Annotated in this window: 14 protein-coding genes; 3 read left to right on the top strand and 11 right to left on the bottom strand. The window is 48.4% G+C overall.

The features are described 5' to 3' along the window. Positions 1-118: 118 nt before the first annotated feature. From EL633_RS28195 to EL633_RS28215, 5 genes are all read right to left on the bottom strand, one after another. Positions 119-505: a VOC family protein gene (locus EL633_RS28195; RefSeq protein ID WP_126630567.1), complete on the bottom strand. Its 387-nt coding sequence runs from the start codon at positions 503-505 to the stop codon at positions 119-121. A gap of 210 nt (positions 506-715) precedes the next feature. Then, positions 716-1501 carry an SDR family NAD(P)-dependent oxidoreductase gene (locus tag EL633_RS28200; protein ID WP_126630568.1) on the bottom strand — a complete coding sequence of 262 codons (786 nt, stop codon included), beginning with the start codon at positions 1499-1501 and terminating at the stop codon, positions 716-718. A 52-nt stretch (positions 1502-1553) separates the two neighbouring features. Then, positions 1554-2588: a sugar phosphate isomerase/epimerase family protein gene (locus tag EL633_RS28205; protein ID WP_126630569.1), complete on the bottom strand. Its 1035-nt coding sequence runs from the start codon at positions 2586-2588 to the stop codon at positions 1554-1556. A gap of 51 nt (positions 2589-2639) precedes the next feature. Beyond that, positions 2640-3407: an SDR family NAD(P)-dependent oxidoreductase gene (locus tag EL633_RS28210; protein WP_174845183.1), complete on the bottom strand. Its 768-nt coding sequence runs from the start codon at positions 3405-3407 to the stop codon at positions 2640-2642. 245 nt (positions 3408-3652) lie between these two features. Continuing rightward, positions 3653-5413 carry an MFS transporter gene (locus tag EL633_RS28215; protein WP_126630571.1) on the bottom strand — a complete coding sequence of 587 codons (1761 nt, stop codon included), beginning with the start codon at positions 5411-5413 and terminating at the stop codon, positions 3653-3655. 327 nt (positions 5414-5740) lie between these two features. On the opposite strand from EL633_RS28215, the gene EL633_RS28220 reads away from it, so the two are divergent. Beyond that, positions 5741-6634 carry a LysR family transcriptional regulator gene (locus EL633_RS28220; RefSeq protein WP_126630572.1) on the top strand — a complete coding sequence of 298 codons (894 nt, stop codon included), beginning with the start codon at positions 5741-5743 and terminating at the stop codon, positions 6632-6634. 301 nt (positions 6635-6935) lie between these two features. Here EL633_RS28220 and EL633_RS28225 read toward each other — a convergent pair whose 3' ends face one another. Next, entirely contained in the window at positions 6936-8105 is a 1170-nt protein-coding gene (locus EL633_RS28225; RefSeq protein ID WP_126630573.1) for a metallophosphoesterase family protein, read from the bottom strand. Positions 8106-9192: 1087 nt separating this feature from the next. Here EL633_RS28225 and rpoD point away from each other — a divergent pair. Further along, complete coding sequence (rpoD, locus tag EL633_RS28230; protein ID WP_307720627.1) at positions 9193-10317, top strand: RNA polymerase sigma factor RpoD; 1125 nt, start codon at positions 9193-9195, stop codon at positions 10315-10317. 255 nt (positions 10318-10572) lie between these two features. Then, positions 10573-12909 (top strand): carbamoyltransferase HypF, encoded by a 2337-nt coding sequence (hypF, locus tag EL633_RS28235; RefSeq protein WP_126630575.1) that lies wholly within the window; start codon positions 10573-10575, stop codon positions 12907-12909. A 114-nt stretch (positions 12910-13023) separates the two neighbouring features. Here the strand turns inward: hypF and EL633_RS28240 are convergent, their stop codons facing one another. The 5 genes from EL633_RS28240 to EL633_RS28260 all read right to left on the bottom strand — a co-directional run bounded on the left by EL633_RS28240 (position 13024) and on the right by EL633_RS28260 (position 18945). Continuing rightward, positions 13024-13329 (bottom strand): hypothetical protein, encoded by a 306-nt coding sequence (locus EL633_RS28240; protein WP_126630576.1) that lies wholly within the window; start codon positions 13327-13329, stop codon positions 13024-13026. A gap of 252 nt (positions 13330-13581) precedes the next feature. Further along, complete coding sequence (locus tag EL633_RS28245; RefSeq protein ID WP_161982498.1) at positions 13582-14823, bottom strand: copper resistance CopC/CopD family protein; 1242 nt, start codon at positions 14821-14823, stop codon at positions 13582-13584. A 103-nt stretch (positions 14824-14926) separates the two neighbouring features. After that, positions 14927-16249 carry an MFS transporter gene (locus EL633_RS28250; protein ID WP_126630578.1) on the bottom strand — a complete coding sequence of 441 codons (1323 nt, stop codon included), beginning with the start codon at positions 16247-16249 and terminating at the stop codon, positions 14927-14929. 65 nt (positions 16250-16314) lie between these two features. Continuing rightward, positions 16315-16935 (bottom strand): TetR/AcrR family transcriptional regulator, encoded by a 621-nt coding sequence (locus tag EL633_RS28255; RefSeq protein ID WP_126630579.1) that lies wholly within the window; start codon positions 16933-16935, stop codon positions 16315-16317. Between the two features lie 105 nt (positions 16936-17040). Further along, positions 17041-18945: a HEAT repeat domain-containing protein gene (locus tag EL633_RS28260; protein ID WP_126630580.1), complete on the bottom strand. Its 1905-nt coding sequence runs from the start codon at positions 18943-18945 to the stop codon at positions 17041-17043.

The following is an 18945-nucleotide window of genomic DNA, read 5'->3' on the forward strand; positions in this document are numbered from 1 at the left end:
TCTAACATAGCAGGCAGGATCACCTCCTTTATTAAAATGTTTAAACGTCAGACAACGGTTTTTCGTTTTCTGACGTTTAAACATTTTAATAAAGGATATAGAGTTTCGTACCGCTTGCCTACTCCGGCCCGGCCACGCCGATCAGATGTCCTTCAGGATCGGTGAAGTGGCCAATCACCAGGCCTGCTTTCGGGTTACTGCTGGGGCCCATCTGACGCGTCCCGCCGAGGCTCTCAGCCTTCTGAAGCGCAGCCTCGACGTTGGGAACGCCGACATAGAAGAGCGAATAGCCCTCATAGTCCTGGCCTCCACCGACGCCACCCGGGATGCCAACCCCGTCACTGGTTGTGCTTTGGCTCACAAAACCGTAATTCCCCGCCTCCGAGACAGCCTCCGATACCGGCGAGTTCGTGTCAAACGTCCAGCCGAAGAGCTCACCATAATAGCTACGAAGCTTCTCCGGATCCTTGCCAATCACCTCAAAGTGCACAACTGGTTGTCCCATAATTGGTCCTTTCTACTCAAACACCCGTCGCCAATGGGTGATCTTACCTCAAGATAACATGAAGCCTTTTAAGAGTAAGTATATACAAGTCTATCAGTAATCGATTGGAAAAACTTCTTCTAGCTTGCTCTTTCCTACTTGCACCTGTGGCACTCACTTACAGTTTTGGCAAAAAGTGCAGGGCATTGGTTGGGTTCAGTATGTGCTTAGCTAACGATACCAGCAAACGATGGTATCACCAGTGAGGATATCGGATTGTGAACTGGCCAAAAACAACACAATTTTGGCCATATCTTCAGGCTGCGCAATGCGTTGGAGTTTGGAGAGACCTGTTTCGTCGTGCACGTCGCGCGTCGCCAGGAAGCGTCCGGTATAGGTGGGAGCAGGTGATAGGCAATTGACGTTGATCGCATGAGGACGCAATTCTTCAGCCAGGCTACGGGTATATTGGGAGACCGCAGCTTTGGCGGCCGCATAAATAATACCAGTATTGACGGCCACATGGCCAGCCGCCGAGCCAACATTGACGATTTTTCCGGTCCCACGTGTACGCATATGTGCGCCCACATATTTACAGGTAAACATGGTCGTCAGGAGGTTGCGCTCTACCACCGAGCGAATATCTTCAGCGGAAATATCCAGCGCATCATTAGGATCAGGACGTGGGGTGCTGGCACCGATATCACCACCAGCATTGTTGACCAGGATATCGATCTGCCCAAAGGTTTCCAGCCCTTGCTGCACAAAGCGTTCTACCTGAGCGGCATCTGTCAGGTCGGCCGTAAAAAACGCTGCTCGACGACCCAGGGACTGAATTTCTTCCACGACAGCCTGACCGGAAGGAGCTTCACCAAACTGCGAGGCCGCCCCGGCATTGATGTCGTGGATAATCACATCTGCTCCCGCCTGAGCTAGATACAAAGCATAATGGCGGCCCAGCCCACGACTTGATCCAGTAATCAGAGCAACTTTACCTGCGAGTTCTTCAGTAGCCATAACATAATTCTCTTTTCTAATATCGAGACACACATTAGAAGTCAGGTCTGGCTTAGCGTATTTCCGATTGAGCAATTTTCTGCGCGGTAGCGGGATCATGCAATAGAGATGGCAACCAGGTTGTCCTGGCAAAGAGGAGCTGTAGATAGGCAAGGCTGGCAATCAACTGGCGCATTTCATAGTGAGCAATGACATCCGTGGTAGCTCCTAGCTCAAAAGGGGTCCTCCACTCACCAGGAGAATGGGCATGTTCCTGCACAAAACGCCAGAGACGCACAAATTGGGAGGCTGAACGCGGTGGATATTCGGGCCAATAATCATCGGCCAGCACACGTACATGGCGGGCTTCTAACGCACCCAGTTCGATCGCCATTGTCAGATCGGGCCTGGTTTCATTCAATAGCGCCATAATGGCAGGAAAATCGATCACACCCTGTCCCAGAGGACAACGCACCAGCCGATAGCCTTCCTGATCTGGATAGATCCAGTAATCTTTGAGATGGACATGCTTGACATAAGGAGCAATCTGCCGGGTAAACTCCAACGGCTCTTCAGCTGTTGCCAGTGGATTGCCTGTGTCAAAGATGATACCAAAGTGGGGTGATGCAATTGTCTTACAGAGCCAAAGCAACTCTTCTGAAGCAATATCTTGATGATTCTCGACCGCCAGATCTATCCCTAATTTGTCAGCGACCACAACTGCTTGCTGCAAACCGCTCAACGCCTGTTGCAGATAGGCCTGCCAGTGTCCGGCCATCTCACGCCGATCACCACCCAATTTCGCGCCACCAAGCAAGGTACGTACGCTACTGGCGCCCAGTTGGTCGGCAAGTTCAAGCACAGTAATCAGATGTGCAGCATCAAAACCATACGTATCCAGCGTAATAAAAAGCTGTCGCTCCTGCGCATACTGCTTGAGCGCACCAATATCAACGCCATCCAATAACACAAACGGCAATTCCACGCCTTCAAGGCCAAACTCTAGCGCTTGCTCCATCAATTGCTGAGGACTAAATGTGGGACGTTCAGAGGCGGGATGAATCCCCATACTAAAGGTAGTACCATAGACAGAGAGCCCAATACGCATAGCAACCTCACTTTCAGCTCGTGGCAAAATCTCTATGACGCTAGCAAACAGCTACTCAGCCGTCCAACCACCATCAACCGTCAAAGTGGCGCCAGTCATAAAACTTGAAGCTTCGGATGCCAGATAAATCATGGCCCCGCCCAATTCTTCAGGTCGTCCCCAGCGCTTTAAGGCAACATGGTTGAGGAAATATTGATTGGTCTCAGGATTTTGTATGACGGGTGTATTCATTTCAGTGGCAAAAGGACCAGGACAAAGCGCGTTGACGGTAATATTATATGGTGCTAATTCGAGGGCCAGTACTCGGGTTAACTGGATAACACCACCTTTACTGGAGCAATAGGCACTCCGTTCGGGCAAGCCAACCATACCAAGCATTGAGGCCACATTGATGATACGGCCTGAGCGCTGCTGCTTCATAAAAGGCGCAACCGCCCTGGCACACAGAAAGGGAGCCTTTAAATTGGTATCCTGAACGCGCTCCCAACTCTCGATATCAAACTCTTCCAGCGGCTTACGAATATTGATGCCGGCGTTATTAATCAAAATATCGATATGTCCAAAGTCATTTACAATCGTCTGAACCATATGTTCGACCTGCTCCGGACGCGTTACATCTACCGCTAGACCAGTAGCACGATGGCCATAGGTATGAGCAATTTCGGCTGCACTGGCCTCAGCCCGCTCCTGCTGTCGACTGGTAACAATAACATCCGCGCCCGCCTCGGCCAGCGCCTGCGCCATCACTAGACCAAGGCCACGATGGCCTCCAGTTATTAATGCCACACGTCCTTGTAGTTTGAAGAGATCTAAATACATTTTTACACCTTCTATCATCGCTATGTACCACAAAACAAGCAGATCAGAGGGGAGGATACTCTGGCAAAATTGGTAGGGGACAGTTCTTTCTGAATCAATTTCCTCCTCGAAACTGAATGAATACTGTTAAGTCTAAGGAGTACAATTGCGTGTGTCAAGGCAAAAGTGTCCATAAAAAAATGAGATCACTGGAGATAATCCAGTGATCCCACATATCCCAAAGGGGAATATACAGCAAAGGAAGCTTAATCGTTAGCTAATTCAGCCACAGCTTCAACCTCAGGTGCGACTATTTCAATATGCTCCATCTCCGCTGCCGATACAGCCGATTTTGCACGAATCAATGATACACAACCAGCAACCAGACACATGGCGGCAGCAATATAGAAAGCGATATGCAGGCCATCCACAAATGGTGCCGACATCAGATTTGGAAAGAAGCTCTTTCCTAACAGATTGTTCTGGCTGGCCTGTGGTAAGTTATGCAGTACAGCCGGTGGCAACATTGTCTGCATAGGATTGTAGCCCAGGAAGGCTGCAAAGAGGGCCGCGACAGGTGGTAGGTGTGCTACCTGCGTCGACACGTTAGCGGGCAAGCCTGCCTTTGTTAAGCCACCAAAGAGGGCCGCTGGCAAGTTAACAGCCAGTCCGGCAGTAACAATGCTAAAGAACATACCCATACTAATGACGGTAGCGGCATTCTGGAATGTACTGCGCATACCCGAGCCTGCACCACGCTGCGAAGCTGGCACACTATTCATGATTTCAGTGGTATTTGGTGAGGCAAACATACCTTGTCCAATACCCATGATAAACAGGATAAGCGCAAAACCAGTATAGTCAAAGTTGGTGGGCAAGAAGGTCAGCAGCAAGAAGCCAAGGGCTTGCAGGAACATACCAACCGATGAGAAGATACGTGCACCGAAGCGATCCGAGAGCCAGCCACTTACCGGACCCATGATAATAAAACCAATCATCAAGGGCAGCATATAGATGCCAGCCCAGAGTGGAGTATCCTCAAAATTATATCCATGCAACGGTAGCCAGATACCTTGTAACCAGATGATCAGGATAAACTGTAGACCACCGCGAGCAAGGCCAGAGAGGAGTCCACTAATATTTCCATAGGTAAATGTACGAATCTTGAACAGTGAAAGCTGGAACATAGGATCAGTAACATGCATCTCGATCCAGACAAATGCGACCAGCAGGACCGTGCCAATAATCAGGGCAGCAATTACCAGCGGATTCCCCCAACCCATGGCTGAAGTACCATATGGCTCGATACCATAGGTCATACCAATCAACAAGATCGTCAGACCCAGGAAGAAGGTGACATTTCCTAACCAGTCAATGCCTTGCCGTCGTGAACTAATCTGTGAGGTCTCACGTAACTTCAGATAAGCCCAGACGGTACCAAAGATACCAAAAGGCACACTGACCAGGAAAACATAGCGCCAGCTAATCACTGAGAGCACACCACCCACAATCAAGCCCAGGATCGAGCCCAGAATAGCAACCATCTGGTTGATACCCAGAGCCATACCACGCTGATGGGCGGGAAATGCATCCGTCAGAATAGCGGTACTGTTGGCCATCAAGAAGCCTGCACCGACGCCTTGCACGAGGCGGAAGAGGATCATCAAAATGATTGCAGTATTACCAGAACCTGGTGTGAGGAATAATAAAATACTTCCAACAGTAAAAATGGCAAAACCCAGATTATATAATTTGACGCGACCATAAATATCACCGATACGACCAAAGGTCACGACCAGGGTCGCAGTAATAATCATATAACCCATCAGCATCCATAACAGGTAATTGGTTTCACCGGGAGCGAGAGGATTCACACCAACGCCCGTAAAAATGGCTGGCAAGGAAATCAAAACAATACTGGAATTGATGGTTGCCATTAACATACCAAGCGTCGTATTTGATAACGCGATCCATTTATAATTAGGACCAATTGGATGGGCAGACCTGGCAACTTGCGTTTGAGACATAGCTTATCCTTTTACTTTTGACCACATTGTAATCTCTGCACCGCACTGTGACACCACCACTTATTTATTACAACACAACAAAAAAACCGCAAAGAAGGTAAAAATAGATGTACAAGAAGGAACAAGAATGCTATGTAGTAATGCGCTCATGACAGTCCTTGTCATTTTATAATTCATGCGCCTGACATAACATCAAGAAGGTTGTATAAAAATCTGCGTTTTTATTACACTTTAAGCATACCCTTGAATGTTCATAATTTCCAATATATAATTTGCTATATAATCATTCGTTCCTGGCTATAAGGCACAAATCAAGAGGACATCATCATGGATCTACTCCAGCTAAAATATTTCCAGACCGTGGCCCGCCATGAGCATATGACGCGGGCGGCAGAAGAATTAACGATCGCGCAACCGTCACTCAGCAAGATGATTGCCCATCTGGAGAAAGAACTTGGTGTGCCGCTTTTTGACCGCCACGGGCGACAGATCAGGCTCAATAAATTTGGGCAGACCTTTCTACGGAAGGTTGAACGTGCTTTTTTCGAGTTAGAGGAGGGAAAACGTCAGATCCACGATATGGCAGGTCTGGAGCATGGGCAGATCTCAATTGCCACCGTCAACGTCAATCTGCTGGCGGATATACTCACCAGTTTTTGCAGCCTGTATCCCGATATCAGTTTCCGGCTCTACCAGCAGCCAAATCTCACCATGCTCGATCAACTGGAACATGGCGAGATCGATCTCTGCCTGGCCTCCCCTCCGATCCAGGAACCACGCATCAACTGGATATCTTTAATGACCGAAGAGATTTTCCTGGTGGTGCCCCACAAACACAGACTGGCATCCCAGAGCAGTGTGCGGCTCAGTGAAGTTGCCGATGAAGCCTTTGTCAATCTAAAGCCAGGCTATGGGCTAAGGGATATTACCGATCAATATTGTAAGCAAGCCGGATTTGTACCAAAAATCATCTTTGAAGGTGACGAGCCTGCCGCCATTCGTGGCCTGGTGCGAGCTGGACTCGCCCTCACCTTTACATCCGCGGTCAGCTGGCAGAAAATCTTACAACAGCCAGATCCATCCATCTCGATCCTACGCATTGAAGAACCACGTTGCGAGCGCACCATCGGTCTCGCCTGGTCCAAAGAGCGCTATCTCTCAACCGCCGTGCGCGAATTCCGCCAGTTTATTATCGACTACTTCGCCAGCAATGGAAGCTAATCCGCACGCACACTCTATATACAAATACACGCTAAAATATGCCAGGTAAGTACAAAACAGTAAAGGCAGGTCTTGTCCCTGCTACTGGTACACGCATGAAATGTCCCTTAAATACGTGTTCACGATGAGGCGAGCACAGCCAAACGCGTCCGGATTCTGGCTTGTACCTGGTCATACGTTGCACTGGCGCAGGGACAAGCCCTGCCTTTACGCCTGGAGCGGGGCCTCGCGTCTGCGGCGCAGCCACGAGGCATGTGAGAAAGAGTCAGTATAACTATGTGTTGAAGCTAAAATCTACTTATTATGAGAGGTGAAGGGGGATAGAGAATTGATCAAACAATACCGCAGGCGCTTTCCAGGATTCTTGTGAACGGGGGACGGTATAGTATTCGCCCAGAATTTCACGTGGAGTGGCGGTCATTTTCAGGTATCCATGCCGATCATCACTAAAGGTGTGGATGCTTACATCGGGCCGATCAGGCAATTGGTAGGGAAATTCGATTGGTGTGGGAGGCTCTTTAATACTTTTAAGTATCGAGTGGAGGTTCCAGTATCCTCCCGATCCGGCGACCAGATAAGTGATAAACCTATCATTGTATTGGCGGGTGAAGCGCTGGTAATTATGCACATGGGCGGTCAAAACCAGATCTGGAATACGGCTGGTTGTCTGCATTGCTGTATCCAATATGCCTTCCATATACTGGCTACCAGAGTGATGGTTATCAGCCGAGTAGATTGGATGGTGTGTTGCGACAATCAGTGCCTTATCCGCAGGCGCCTGGGTCAGCTCATTATGGAACCAATCAATCTGCGTAGCATCTAAACGACCACCTTCAGGCACGTTTGTATAGAGTCCGATAAAGGTTGCAAAAGGCGTATTCAGGGTCCAATAGACGTTGGGCTCGGTCATGGTATCACGGGGCGCATCCCCTGAAGATGGAGCAAGCTGGGCTTCGCGGGCACAGAAATTTGTCACAAAGGCTTGTAATGAAGGAACCGATTGATCGATCAGATCGCCATCATGATTACCGGGGATCGCAAAAATCGGCGCAGAATAATGGGAGTTTGGCTCATAGAACTGAGAATAATACTGATTCTCTTCACCATAATAATAGACAACATCACCCAGGTGATAAAAAAAGGCCGGTCGATCAAGTGGATCGGGGGCAAGGAAGTCATTCTCCATATGTGAGACTACCAGTTGCTGATCCTCAGGCCGTTTGACACCACCAGTATCACCAATGGTATGAAAGACCATCTTTTGGCCAGCGATAATAGCTTGCATCCGTTCCGCTGGCAGAATATCTTCTAAGGCGACATGATAAGGGGCTTTGCCAGTTGGCGGCGGCAAGGGACGAAAAGGCTGCGTGGAAAATGAACGATGACTGAGATTGATTTGTGTGCCGTGAGGATTGGGCGCATCAGCGCCAAAACGCCGGTTATCCGGGTTATTGGCATCAGTACTATTCATTGGTTACTTTGCCTTTCATGAATCACCATGAATCACAATAAATTTTTACAGTCATGATAAGTATAAGATTACTTATTGTAAAAATCAACATTTCAAACAAAATATTCAATGAAATAGATATTCATACCGGACAACAACAATTTTGACATCTATACGTCATGAGATAATGGTTCAGTACAACCTGAAAATCTGACACATATAGCCCAGAAGTCATAGCTATCATCCAAATATCCTGCATTTATGTGGCTTTTATGGTATAATCGCAAGAGAATTTGTCACATATACACATGACCCTGTCTGTGATGCATTACAAACACGCAGACAGAGGTGACACTTACTACGAACCTTTCACGCTTTCATTGTGATGGTACTTCATGCATATCCGAACCAACGCTACGGGAAAGGAATGAAGAAAGCGCAATGAAAAAGGCATAATGGCACCCGCCAGCTCCGTATTGCCAGAAACATATGCTTCATTCCGCATGGATTGTAAGTAACGGGATGCGTTTGCGTATAGAGCAAGCGGATACTACCAGATAGATATATACGGTAGTGTAGCTCTAGAGTGCCATGCAGTGTCACGAAAGTCACCTGTAATACGTAGTAATGTCAAATGAACAGAGAAAATTTGTGACGATGTAGCCGCAATTCCTCGTAGTTGTCGAGTATCCTTGCCAGATTCAACACGGTGCCATAAAAGTATTAACAGTGCCGCGACCACGGCCAGCTCCCTTACGGGCTGAGTTGGGTACGCGAGCATGCTGGTTTGTAGTTTTCAAATAGAGGTATGGAATGGGAAGATTAATGCACAAAAATGTGTTATCATATATGAGATACCATGATACACACCACTGTATGTGCATGAAAAAGGCACGATGTTGAAAACGCACTCCTAGATTTCTCCAACTACGCTCGTTCACTTATACGATCACCGTTGAAGTCATGTGCTCATGGCTTTCAGTTTTTTTCAATGTCGGTCGTCTATCATTATTAACGTGGGTAGAGAGTGCTGAGACAGTCCATCTGGCTTGAATATCACATCTACATGTATTTATCGCAGTAATTATTCTATATAATGGAGATACCTATGGCGACTATGCTTAAAGAACAACATAAAGAGGGGAATCATGCAGCGCTTCCATTTGAGGTGGATGATATGCAGATATCCCCCGATTACGATACTATCGGTGATATTCATGATCATGATATAGATAGAGAAGTTTTCCTGGAAGAAGAGGACGAGGATGAGGATGAGCTAGAAAGTGACCGGGAGGTCCAGGCTCACCTGAAAAGCCACAGTCTGCTGATGCCAGGTACAAGTGAAGTCGATGATTCTGTTGCTATGTATCTGCGTGAGATTGGCCGCGCCCCCCTGCTGACAGCAGAGGAAGAGGTACGTCTGGCTCAGGCAATTGAACGTGGCAAGATTGAGCGCATGCGTGCGGAACATCTGAACACTTTACCAGATCGCATGATCATGCAAAAGGCAGAAGAGGCTCATCGGCACTTGATTGAAGCTAATCTACGCCTGGTTGTGAGTGTCGCTAAGAAATATACTGGCCGTGGCATGTCTTTACAAGACCTGATTCAGGAAGGCAACACTGGCTTGATTGGTGCTGTCGATAAGTTCGACTATACGAAGGGCTATAAGTTTAGTACCTATGCTACCTGGTGGATTCGTCAGGCGGTTAGCCGTTCAATCGCCAATCAGGCGCGCACGATTCGCCTGCCAGTACACCTGGCTGAGACCATCAATCGCATGGGCCGTGTTAGCCGCTCCCTGGTACAAGAACTGGGTCGCGAGCCATCACCACAGGAGATTGCGGATAAGATGGGGATCTCTACTGAGAAGGTACTTGAGATTATCCATGTTAATCAGAAGCCGGTCAGCCTGGAAACACCAATTGGTGAGGATAGCGATCGCAGCCTTGGTGATTATGTTGAGGACGAGACGACAGCGACACCAACAGAAGGTGCGGATCGTCAGCTGCTGAAAGAGCAGATCAATAAAGTCCTGTCTAATTTGTCCGAGCGTGAGCGCAAGATCATCCAGATCCGTTTTGGCTTTGTAGATGGTCAGAGCCATTCATTGGAAGAAGTTGGCAAAACGTTTAATGTTACCCGTGAGCGTATCCGCCAGATTGAGGCGAAAGCGTTGCGCAAACTACGCCAGCTCAGCACCATGCACCATCTGCAGGACTATCTGGACTAAGTTCTGCAACGGCAATTTTCTCTGCGGTTATGCAGAGCATATGTCCATTCATGATAGTCACTGCGAAAAATGAAAGCACCGCTTATAGGAATAGATAAGCGGTGCTTTTTTATGTCTCTCATATGAGTTTGCTGCCTGGCCGCCTGTTACTAAATCCCATATGCCAGCGTGAAAAAAGCACCTGACGGTATATCTGTATAATAAATTCTAGCATATGCTTCAAAACACGTGCTGCGCGCTTGTGAGGATGGACTCATGGAGAGAGAACGATGGTGTATACATGTTCAGGGTATTGTGCAGGGAGTAGGCTTCCGACCTTTTGTGTATGCCCTGGCATTACGGCGACGGCTCAGTGGTTTTGTGCTTAATAATAGCCAGGGTGTGGTGATTGAAGTTGAAGGATCTACGGAGGTGTTGCAAGATTTCCAGCATGCCCTACAGGCAGATTTACCTCCTCTTGCGCATATTGATACACTGCAGATCAGCCACATCGCCAACAAACAAGAGTCGTCCTTTGTGATTGTTGAGAGCGAGCGTCAGGCAGAACGAAATACGCTGATTTCTCCTGACAGCGCTATTTGCCAGGATTGCTTGCAAGAACTTTTTGATCCACAGGATCGACGCTTTCACTATCCTTTTATCAATTGCACCAATTGTGGTCCACGCTTTACGATTATTCAAGATATCCCCTATGATCGGGCCAATACTACCATGGCCCATTTCCAGATGTGTCCTGACTGTCAGCAAGAATATAGGGATCCACTCGACCGACGCTTCCATGCACAACCTGATGCCTGTGCTCTGTGTGGTCCACAGATACGTTTTAGCACAGCCACAGCAGCTGACAGTCAGGATAGTATTGAGCAGGCGGCGGCTCAGCTAGCCCGGGGAGCGGTCCTGGCACTCAAGGGGTTAGGAGGATATCATCTAGCCTGCAATGCTCTGGATGAGAGGGCTGTCCAGCGGCTACGCCAGCGGAAACGGCGGGAGGCCAAACCATTTGCGCTGATGGTCGAGACATTGGAGGTGGCCCGGCAATTTTGTTCTATTTCAGATGATGAAGCGATATTACTACAATCATATCGTCGGCCTATCGTGCTCTTACAGCAGCATTCAGGCCTGCAGGTAGCATCCGATGTCGCTCCCGGCCATAATACACTGGCGCTCATGCTTCCCTATACCCCCCTGCACTATGTACTGTTTGAGCAGTGCCGCCGCATATTCTCTACGAGCCAGCCGGTAATATTGGTGATGACCAGCGGTAATCTCAGCGACGAACCCATCGCTTATCGAGATGAGGATGCGCGGGAACGCCTGGGACCAATCAGTGATGGCATTTTATATCATAATCGGGAGATTTTTATACGCTGTGATGATTCTATTGTGCGGCATACAACAGCAGGACCACAAATTTTGCGCCGCGCGCGTGGTTATGTGCCAGAACCCCTAACACTCCCCTGGCCAGTCCCTACACCAATCCTGGCCTGTGGCGCACAACTGAAAAATACCTTCTGTATGGCTAAAGACCAACAAGCTTTTGTTAGTCACCATATTGGTGATCTGGAGAATCTTGAAACGTTACGTTCCTTCAAAGAAGGAATTGCCCACTTCCAACGCCTCTTTGACATTACACCACAGGTAGTTGTCCATGATCTCCATCCAGATTACCTCTCAACGCGCTATGCCACTGAACTAAACCTGCCTGCGATCGGTGTGCAACATCATCACGCGCATATTGCCAGTGTCATTATTGAGCATGGCTTGACCGAACCGGTCATCGGCATCGCGGCCGATGGTTCAGGCTATGGTCCTGATGGAGCAATCTGGGGCGGTGAGATCCTGATGGCCGATCTGTGTCATTTTCAGCGCTGCTTCCATCTGGCATATATGCCGCTACCAGGTGGCGAGCAAGCAATCAAGCAGCCGTGGCGTATGGCTGCAGCTTATCTCTGTGCAGCCTATGGATCCGACTTTGAGCACATACCACTGCCATTTATCCAACAGCTGGATCATAGCACCTGGAAAACGCTGGCACAGATGATTGAACGGAAATTACATTGTCCAGCGACCTCTAGCCTGGGACGACTCTGCGATGCCGTTGCCGCCTTAATTGGTCTACGCTCACACGTGCAATATGAGGGGCAGGCGGCCATTGAACTGGAACAGCTTGCCACAACATGTCCAGCGTCATCCCATCCTTATGCATTCGATCTCTTAGCCCAGACCGGACAGATAGATGTTCTACCAATGATCCGCACTATTGTCGACGATCTTCTCAAACATGTGCCACCAGCCCAGATTGCGCGACGCTTTCATTTTACGGTTGCGCACTTGCTGACCAGCACTTGCGTTGAAGTAAGTAAGCGGAGTGGTGTCCAGAAAGTAGCCTTGAGTGGCGGTATTTTTCAAAATCGGCTGATACTAGAGGAACTCGTACAGAGCTTAGCAAGCCAGAATTTTATAGTCTACCTCAATCACAAGGTACCTACAAATGATGGAGGGATCAGTTTGGGACAGTTAGCGGTTGCAGCAGCCCAATTAAATGAAGGAAAAAAGATGGAGAGAGATAAGGAAAAGATTTTTCCAAATTAGCCAATGTTCTATTGGACCGCCCCGACACTGAAGCAACATTTCAGGAGTTGATCAGTGTCGGGGCATATAGAGATGCCATGTACATAATATATCTACATGATATCCTCTAAACTTTTAGTTGTTGTGGTGGTGATGATGATGGTGGTGGTGGTGTCCACCGCAGCTGCCGCCACAACTTCCGCCACAACTTCCACCCCAGTCATCGCAACTTCCACCCCAGTCTCCACAGCTGCCGCAACTGCCACCAAAGCTGATGAAGACACCACCACAACTTCCACCCCAGTCGCTACAGCTGCCGCAACTACCATGACCGCCACAGACTGACTGTAGCTGTAAGTCAGATAGTTCCTCTACATCAACATTTTCCAAAAATTCTGGATAGGATCGACAACAGGCCTGGTCATTTTTGCTGTTAAACATTACTTTAGTCCTTTCATTATAGTATCAAGAAGTCTCACTGGAAAACTCCAGGTGGCTATGTGCCACTTCATATGTACCTTAAAATGATTTGTATGTCAAGACTATTATAATCGACGAAATCCTATGCTTTAATCATAATTTAATCTAAAACATGTAATGAATATATTTATAATTTCACCACCATCACAAGAAAGACTTTTATAGTGTAGATGATCGGCAAAAAGAACCGTTGGAGGAGAGGATCGAGGTCAATTAGTTCTGTGGAAGAGGGGGAGATAGTGAAATCAAAAGCCCAGCCAGAATTAAAACTCCTGTTAAAGCAATTGCCTCGATGATCCACCAATCTCTGCTACTATATTTTTTTGCACGCATAAGTACAACTATAGTTGACAGAATAAGTAAGAAAAGGCAGATTTTTGTGAGGACAATCCTTCCATAAAAGGTTGTAAAAAGATTAGCGAGACGAGCAACGTGAAGCCAGGATAATAAGATGCCTGAAATAAAAAGTTCAGCGACAGCGGTAGCACTTAAATGTCCAAAGCGCAGTAAGAGTGCAGTACGCTGGGAAGACAAAGCTTGCACATTCCACAACACGATCAGGCCACTCAGTCCTCCCAACCAGAGTCCCATGCCCACAAGATGGCCGATATGGGCCAGCAAACTCAGCCAGAGTGAGCTAGAACCAAGCGCATGGCTACCAATACTATCAATCAAGGCCAGCACAATACCTAAGCCACAGGCAAATTGGATGCCGCGCTTTGCACCTTGCTGAATAGCACCAACGACGCTCCATAGCAAGAGCGCCGCCCCCAGACGCAAAGAGAATAGCCAACCAAAACTGGTCGCCAGTAATCCACCAATACTATCCAGATTTAAACCCTGGCCATTAGTTAATGCAAGCGCCTGGGCTAACAAGTTCAATGGTTCAGCTAAAAGCAAGGCGAGAATGCCTATATGTACCAGTCTAAACAAGCGTTGTTCGATTATATCGTCATCAGGAGTATCAAGTGAGCCGACTACCAGCCAGAGGAAAGCCAGCACTCCAAAGGCAAGCGCATAGCCAACAAAATGGATCACATGAGCAAGCGTCTGTAAAACCGCAGACAAGCCGCCAGGCTGATCCTGTGCCGTCGTATTGGCCCATGGACCAGCCACACGCTGCAGGCTAAAAATATAGCTACCATTCACAGGCTGGGAGTCCTGTGAGAGCACCTGCCAGTTCACCAGATAACTTCCTGGCTGATGCACATCAATAGACATCTCAACCTGATTACCTGTAATCTTCACTGCACCATGCGCGCTTTGCTGGCCGGTAGGAGATAGAAGAGTAATAGTCTGACCAAGTGGTTGCACGGGTTCGGAAAAAAGCAGGCGCACAGTAGTAACAGAAGTCTTCGACAGACTCCCTTCTGCAGGATCCGCGCGTATGAGAGTCGCATGCAAAGCTGCAGCCAGCACCGATGCTGGCTGCAACATCCAGATAACAGCCAACACAGAGCATAGCCACAAAAATCGCCGCCACAGGAGGCCAGTTCTACTAACAAGCGGGACGCGCATACACACTCTCATCCATTTCAATCGCACAACAACGCTTACGTTAAGAGATACCATCTACCACAGGTGCATCGGCCCGCACGAGAGTATCGGATACAACCTGTTTACGTACACGCGGACGCCGACCAATACGGATAACCATCCCCGAGGCACAGAGGCATAAAAGTCCTGCAGAGATAAAGCTAACCTGATAGGAGCCAAGCCAGGTACGCAAGAGTCCTGCGGAGAAAGCAGCGGTAGCCGCACCGAGCTGATGGGAGGCAAAGATCCAGCCATACACGACACCAGCATTCCGTATGCCAAATATTTCAGTTGCCAGACGAGCAGTTGGTGGGACGGTCGCCACCCAATCCAGACCATAGAACACGATGAATACAGCCAGGTAAAGAAAGGATGAACCCAGAGCATAAGGTAAGAGTAGGAGTGCGCAACCACGTAATCCATAATACCAGCACAAGAGCCAGCGATTATCGACACGATCCGAGAGCCAGCCAGATACTGTGGTACCAATCAGATCAAAGATACCAATCAATGCCAGCAGGCTGGCTGCGGTCACTTCCGTAATGCCATGGTCCATCGAAGCGGGGATCAGATGGGTACCAATCAAGCCATTCGTGGTAGCTCCACAGATAAAGAAGCTTCCAGCCAGCAACCAGAAATCAGGAGAACGTAAACCGAGGATCAGACCTTGAATGGCTGTCCGGAAGGGATTCTGTGCTTGTGTTGACGCTGGATCAGTAGCTTCCACCACATCCGATCCATACGGTGGTAGACCCATATCCTGTGGTCGTTCACGCATAAAGATGGCTACAAGAGGAACAACAACCAGAGCGGCGGCCGCGGTGGTCAGCGCGGCAGAACGCCAGCCAAAGGTAACGGCCAGCGAAGCCAGTACAGGCAGGAACACCAGTTGTCCGGTAGCATTACTGGCGGAAAATAACCCCAGTACCAGACCACGGCGTTTCACAAACCAGCGATTGGCAATAATCGTGCCCAGGACAGAGGCAATCGCACCAGTTGCCAGTCCAACCAATAACCCCCACAAGAGATCTAATTGCCATGGCTCACGCATAAAGACAGTGGCACCTGCGGCCAGAGCAATCAGTAGCAGGGCAATAACCATCACACGCCGGATGCCAAAGCGCTCCATAATAGCTGCCACAAAAGGACCACTTAAACCATAAAAACAGAGATTTATCGAGACCGCGAGCGATACTGTAGCAGGACTCCAGCTAAACTCATGTTCTAAAGGGACCAGTAATACACTGGGAGTTGAACGCATACCAGCCGCCGCCAGCAACGCCAGGAAAACCACGCCGGCGATAATCCAACTATAATGAAAACGGGCACGAGAGAAGAACTGCATGCTTTTTCCTTCTATGGTAATTTTTTTCTAAAGGGCCATCATCACATAATGTATATACAATCAATTTAAAGCACAGGTTTAGCAGAACAATGGGCTGCTATCAACAAACTGGCAGCCTCCTCAACTCCACTCGCAGGTCCTTCAACCCCAAAAATGGGAGTGGTTACAAAGACCCCTTCCATCAACAACATCAATTGATCAGCGAGCATATCTGGTCGAGCAGCATTCGTCTGGCGGCAAATGGTCCGCAAGCGTTGCAGTACTTCATGCTTGGTCGATTGTGGTAAAACATGTCCCGGATGAGCAATATCTGGAAATTCGGTTGAGGCGTTGATAAAAGCGCAACCCCGATAAGCAGGGACAGAGACTTTCTGGCGTAAGGCCTCAAAAAGAGCCATCAGTTGTTCTTGTGGGGAGCCTGCAAACGGCTGAACGGCAGCATCAAACCAGGCGAGAAAAACCTCTTTACGTGCCTCTAAATAGGCTGCTATCAATGCATCCTTAGAACGAAAATGATGATAGAATGTAGCCTTGGCTACATGCGAGCGCTCTATTAATGTATCAATCCCAACCGAACGAATACCTTCATGATAAAAAAGCTCTGATGCAACATGCAAAATACGCAGGCGAGCCGATGCCACAGATATATCCTCATGCACATGCTCTTTTATATTCTCACGAGCCATCACTACCTCCAGACAAAGAAAATACCACTAGACAGACAGGTCTGTCTATACAATAACATATAAAGGAACCGGTAGTCCAGGGAGGAGGTCGGAATATCAGTAAACTCAGTTAGCCTTTATATCCCAGATGAACAGATTCCCACTGGTGTCGATAGATGCGAGACGATCAATGGTGGAGTTGGGGACCCAGACAACAGATTGGACGGGGGTTTTGTGACGTAGATAGGTACAGACGAGATGACCATCGTTCGTATCACCAGAAACGTTCCAGATCTCAACATGACCATTAACATTCGTCGCCGCCAGATACCTGCCATCCGGCGACCAGGAGATCGCGCCATCCCAGTCGTTATTAAGCAAACTCCTGGTATTATAAGTACCATCAATTAACGTAATATGATCATGAATATGTACAACGCCATCGGCCAGAGTGTAAGCCAGTCGCGTCCCATCAGGTGACCAGGAGAGGGCGATCACACGTTGAGAGAGATTTATGTAAGGGATGGAGGTTTGAGTGAGCACAGATTGACCTGTATGCATATCCCATAGCTCAATTTTCCAGCTGCTCTGCCCATCACGATCTATGGCAGTATTGACTGAGGCCAGAATGCTCCCTGTATCCGGCCAGGAAATATTGGTAATCGTCCCTTGCTGGGCTGTATAACTACTGACATGTCGTCCCGTAGTAGTATTCCAGACAGAAATGGTAGTAATAGCCCCCGGTTCATTTAAGGCCAGTGCAACATATTTACCGTCAGGAGAAAAGAAGGCACGCGGAATTTGTGAGGTAGTTGGAAGTGAAAAGATTACTTTCTGATTATCCTTGCGTACAAAAATAGTACTATCCTGGAATTCTACTGTATAAAAAGCATTATCTACGCGCGCCAGATCCAGAATACGGGCTGGTGTATGATATAGCGTAACAACCTGCCTGAATAAAGTATCAGCAATACCAACAGAGCCCTGTTCATCAGACCAAGCAAATTGCGTTTTTCCTAACCACTTAATACGAGCGCTGCCACCAGTCACAGCATGATAATGCATCTGATCAATGATTGGATTGATAGTGGTGGGCGCGGTAAGCGGTACTTTCAAAGCGAGTAGTAGAGCGACGATACATGCCAGAGAAATCATGATAGAAATAATACCGTGAGAGGCACGGCGGATATGACTTATCACTATAGGAAAATTCAGCCGTTGGTGATGATCCGACAAATAGGAAGTGGCAAAGGTATCAGTGGAGGGTGGTGGCTCACATGAGGACACAGGAGGCTCAATCACCAGTTCTTGCGGCCGTCCAAAAACTTCAGTAGCTGGTTGCTGCAGAAGAGCTTCCGCCGCCTGGTGGACATGACTGTCTTTATCAGCCATTGCCTGCTGCAAAATATCCATAGGGGTACGATCCCCTAGTGCACCCAAAGCCATTACAGCAGCCTCGCGCACGATCCATGAATGATCCTGTAACGCAGAGATCAGAGGCTCCAATGGCGCCTGGATACCTAATTTGCCAAGGGTGGTTACAGCCGCTGCCCGCACCGATTCGTCTTGATCACCTAACGCATAGAGTAACTGATCAAGAGGGACGCGTTGCACATGCTTGCCCAGAGCCATAAGCGCACAGGAACGAACATGCCAATCAGGATCATACAAAGCAGCCAACAATGGATCAAGCGAGAGGTCATCATTAGATTTACCAAGTACCCGTACTGCCGCTGCCCGCACAGCCTTATGCTCATCCTGCAAAGAACTTAAAATATCAGCCAGGGGAATTTGCCGCTGACCACGTTCAAGAGACTTCAATGTCTCGACACGAATAGTCCAATCGCTATGCCGCAAATTCGCGACAAGTTGCTCGGTGGATAAAGTGCATACCAGTGGTGATCCAAGGCCCAGGTAGGTTAATGGTGGCAAGGGTGAGTCAGCGTCCTGTCTTTTTTCTCCACTCCTTATACTCCTGCGCAACGACAATGCATCAGGTGGCTCCTGGTAATCACTATCATTTTTTTCCAT

The organism is Dictyobacter alpinus (assembly GCF_003967575.1).
GTDB classification, from domain to species: Bacteria; Chloroflexota; Ktedonobacteria; order Ktedonobacterales; family Ktedonobacteraceae; genus Dictyobacter; species Dictyobacter alpinus.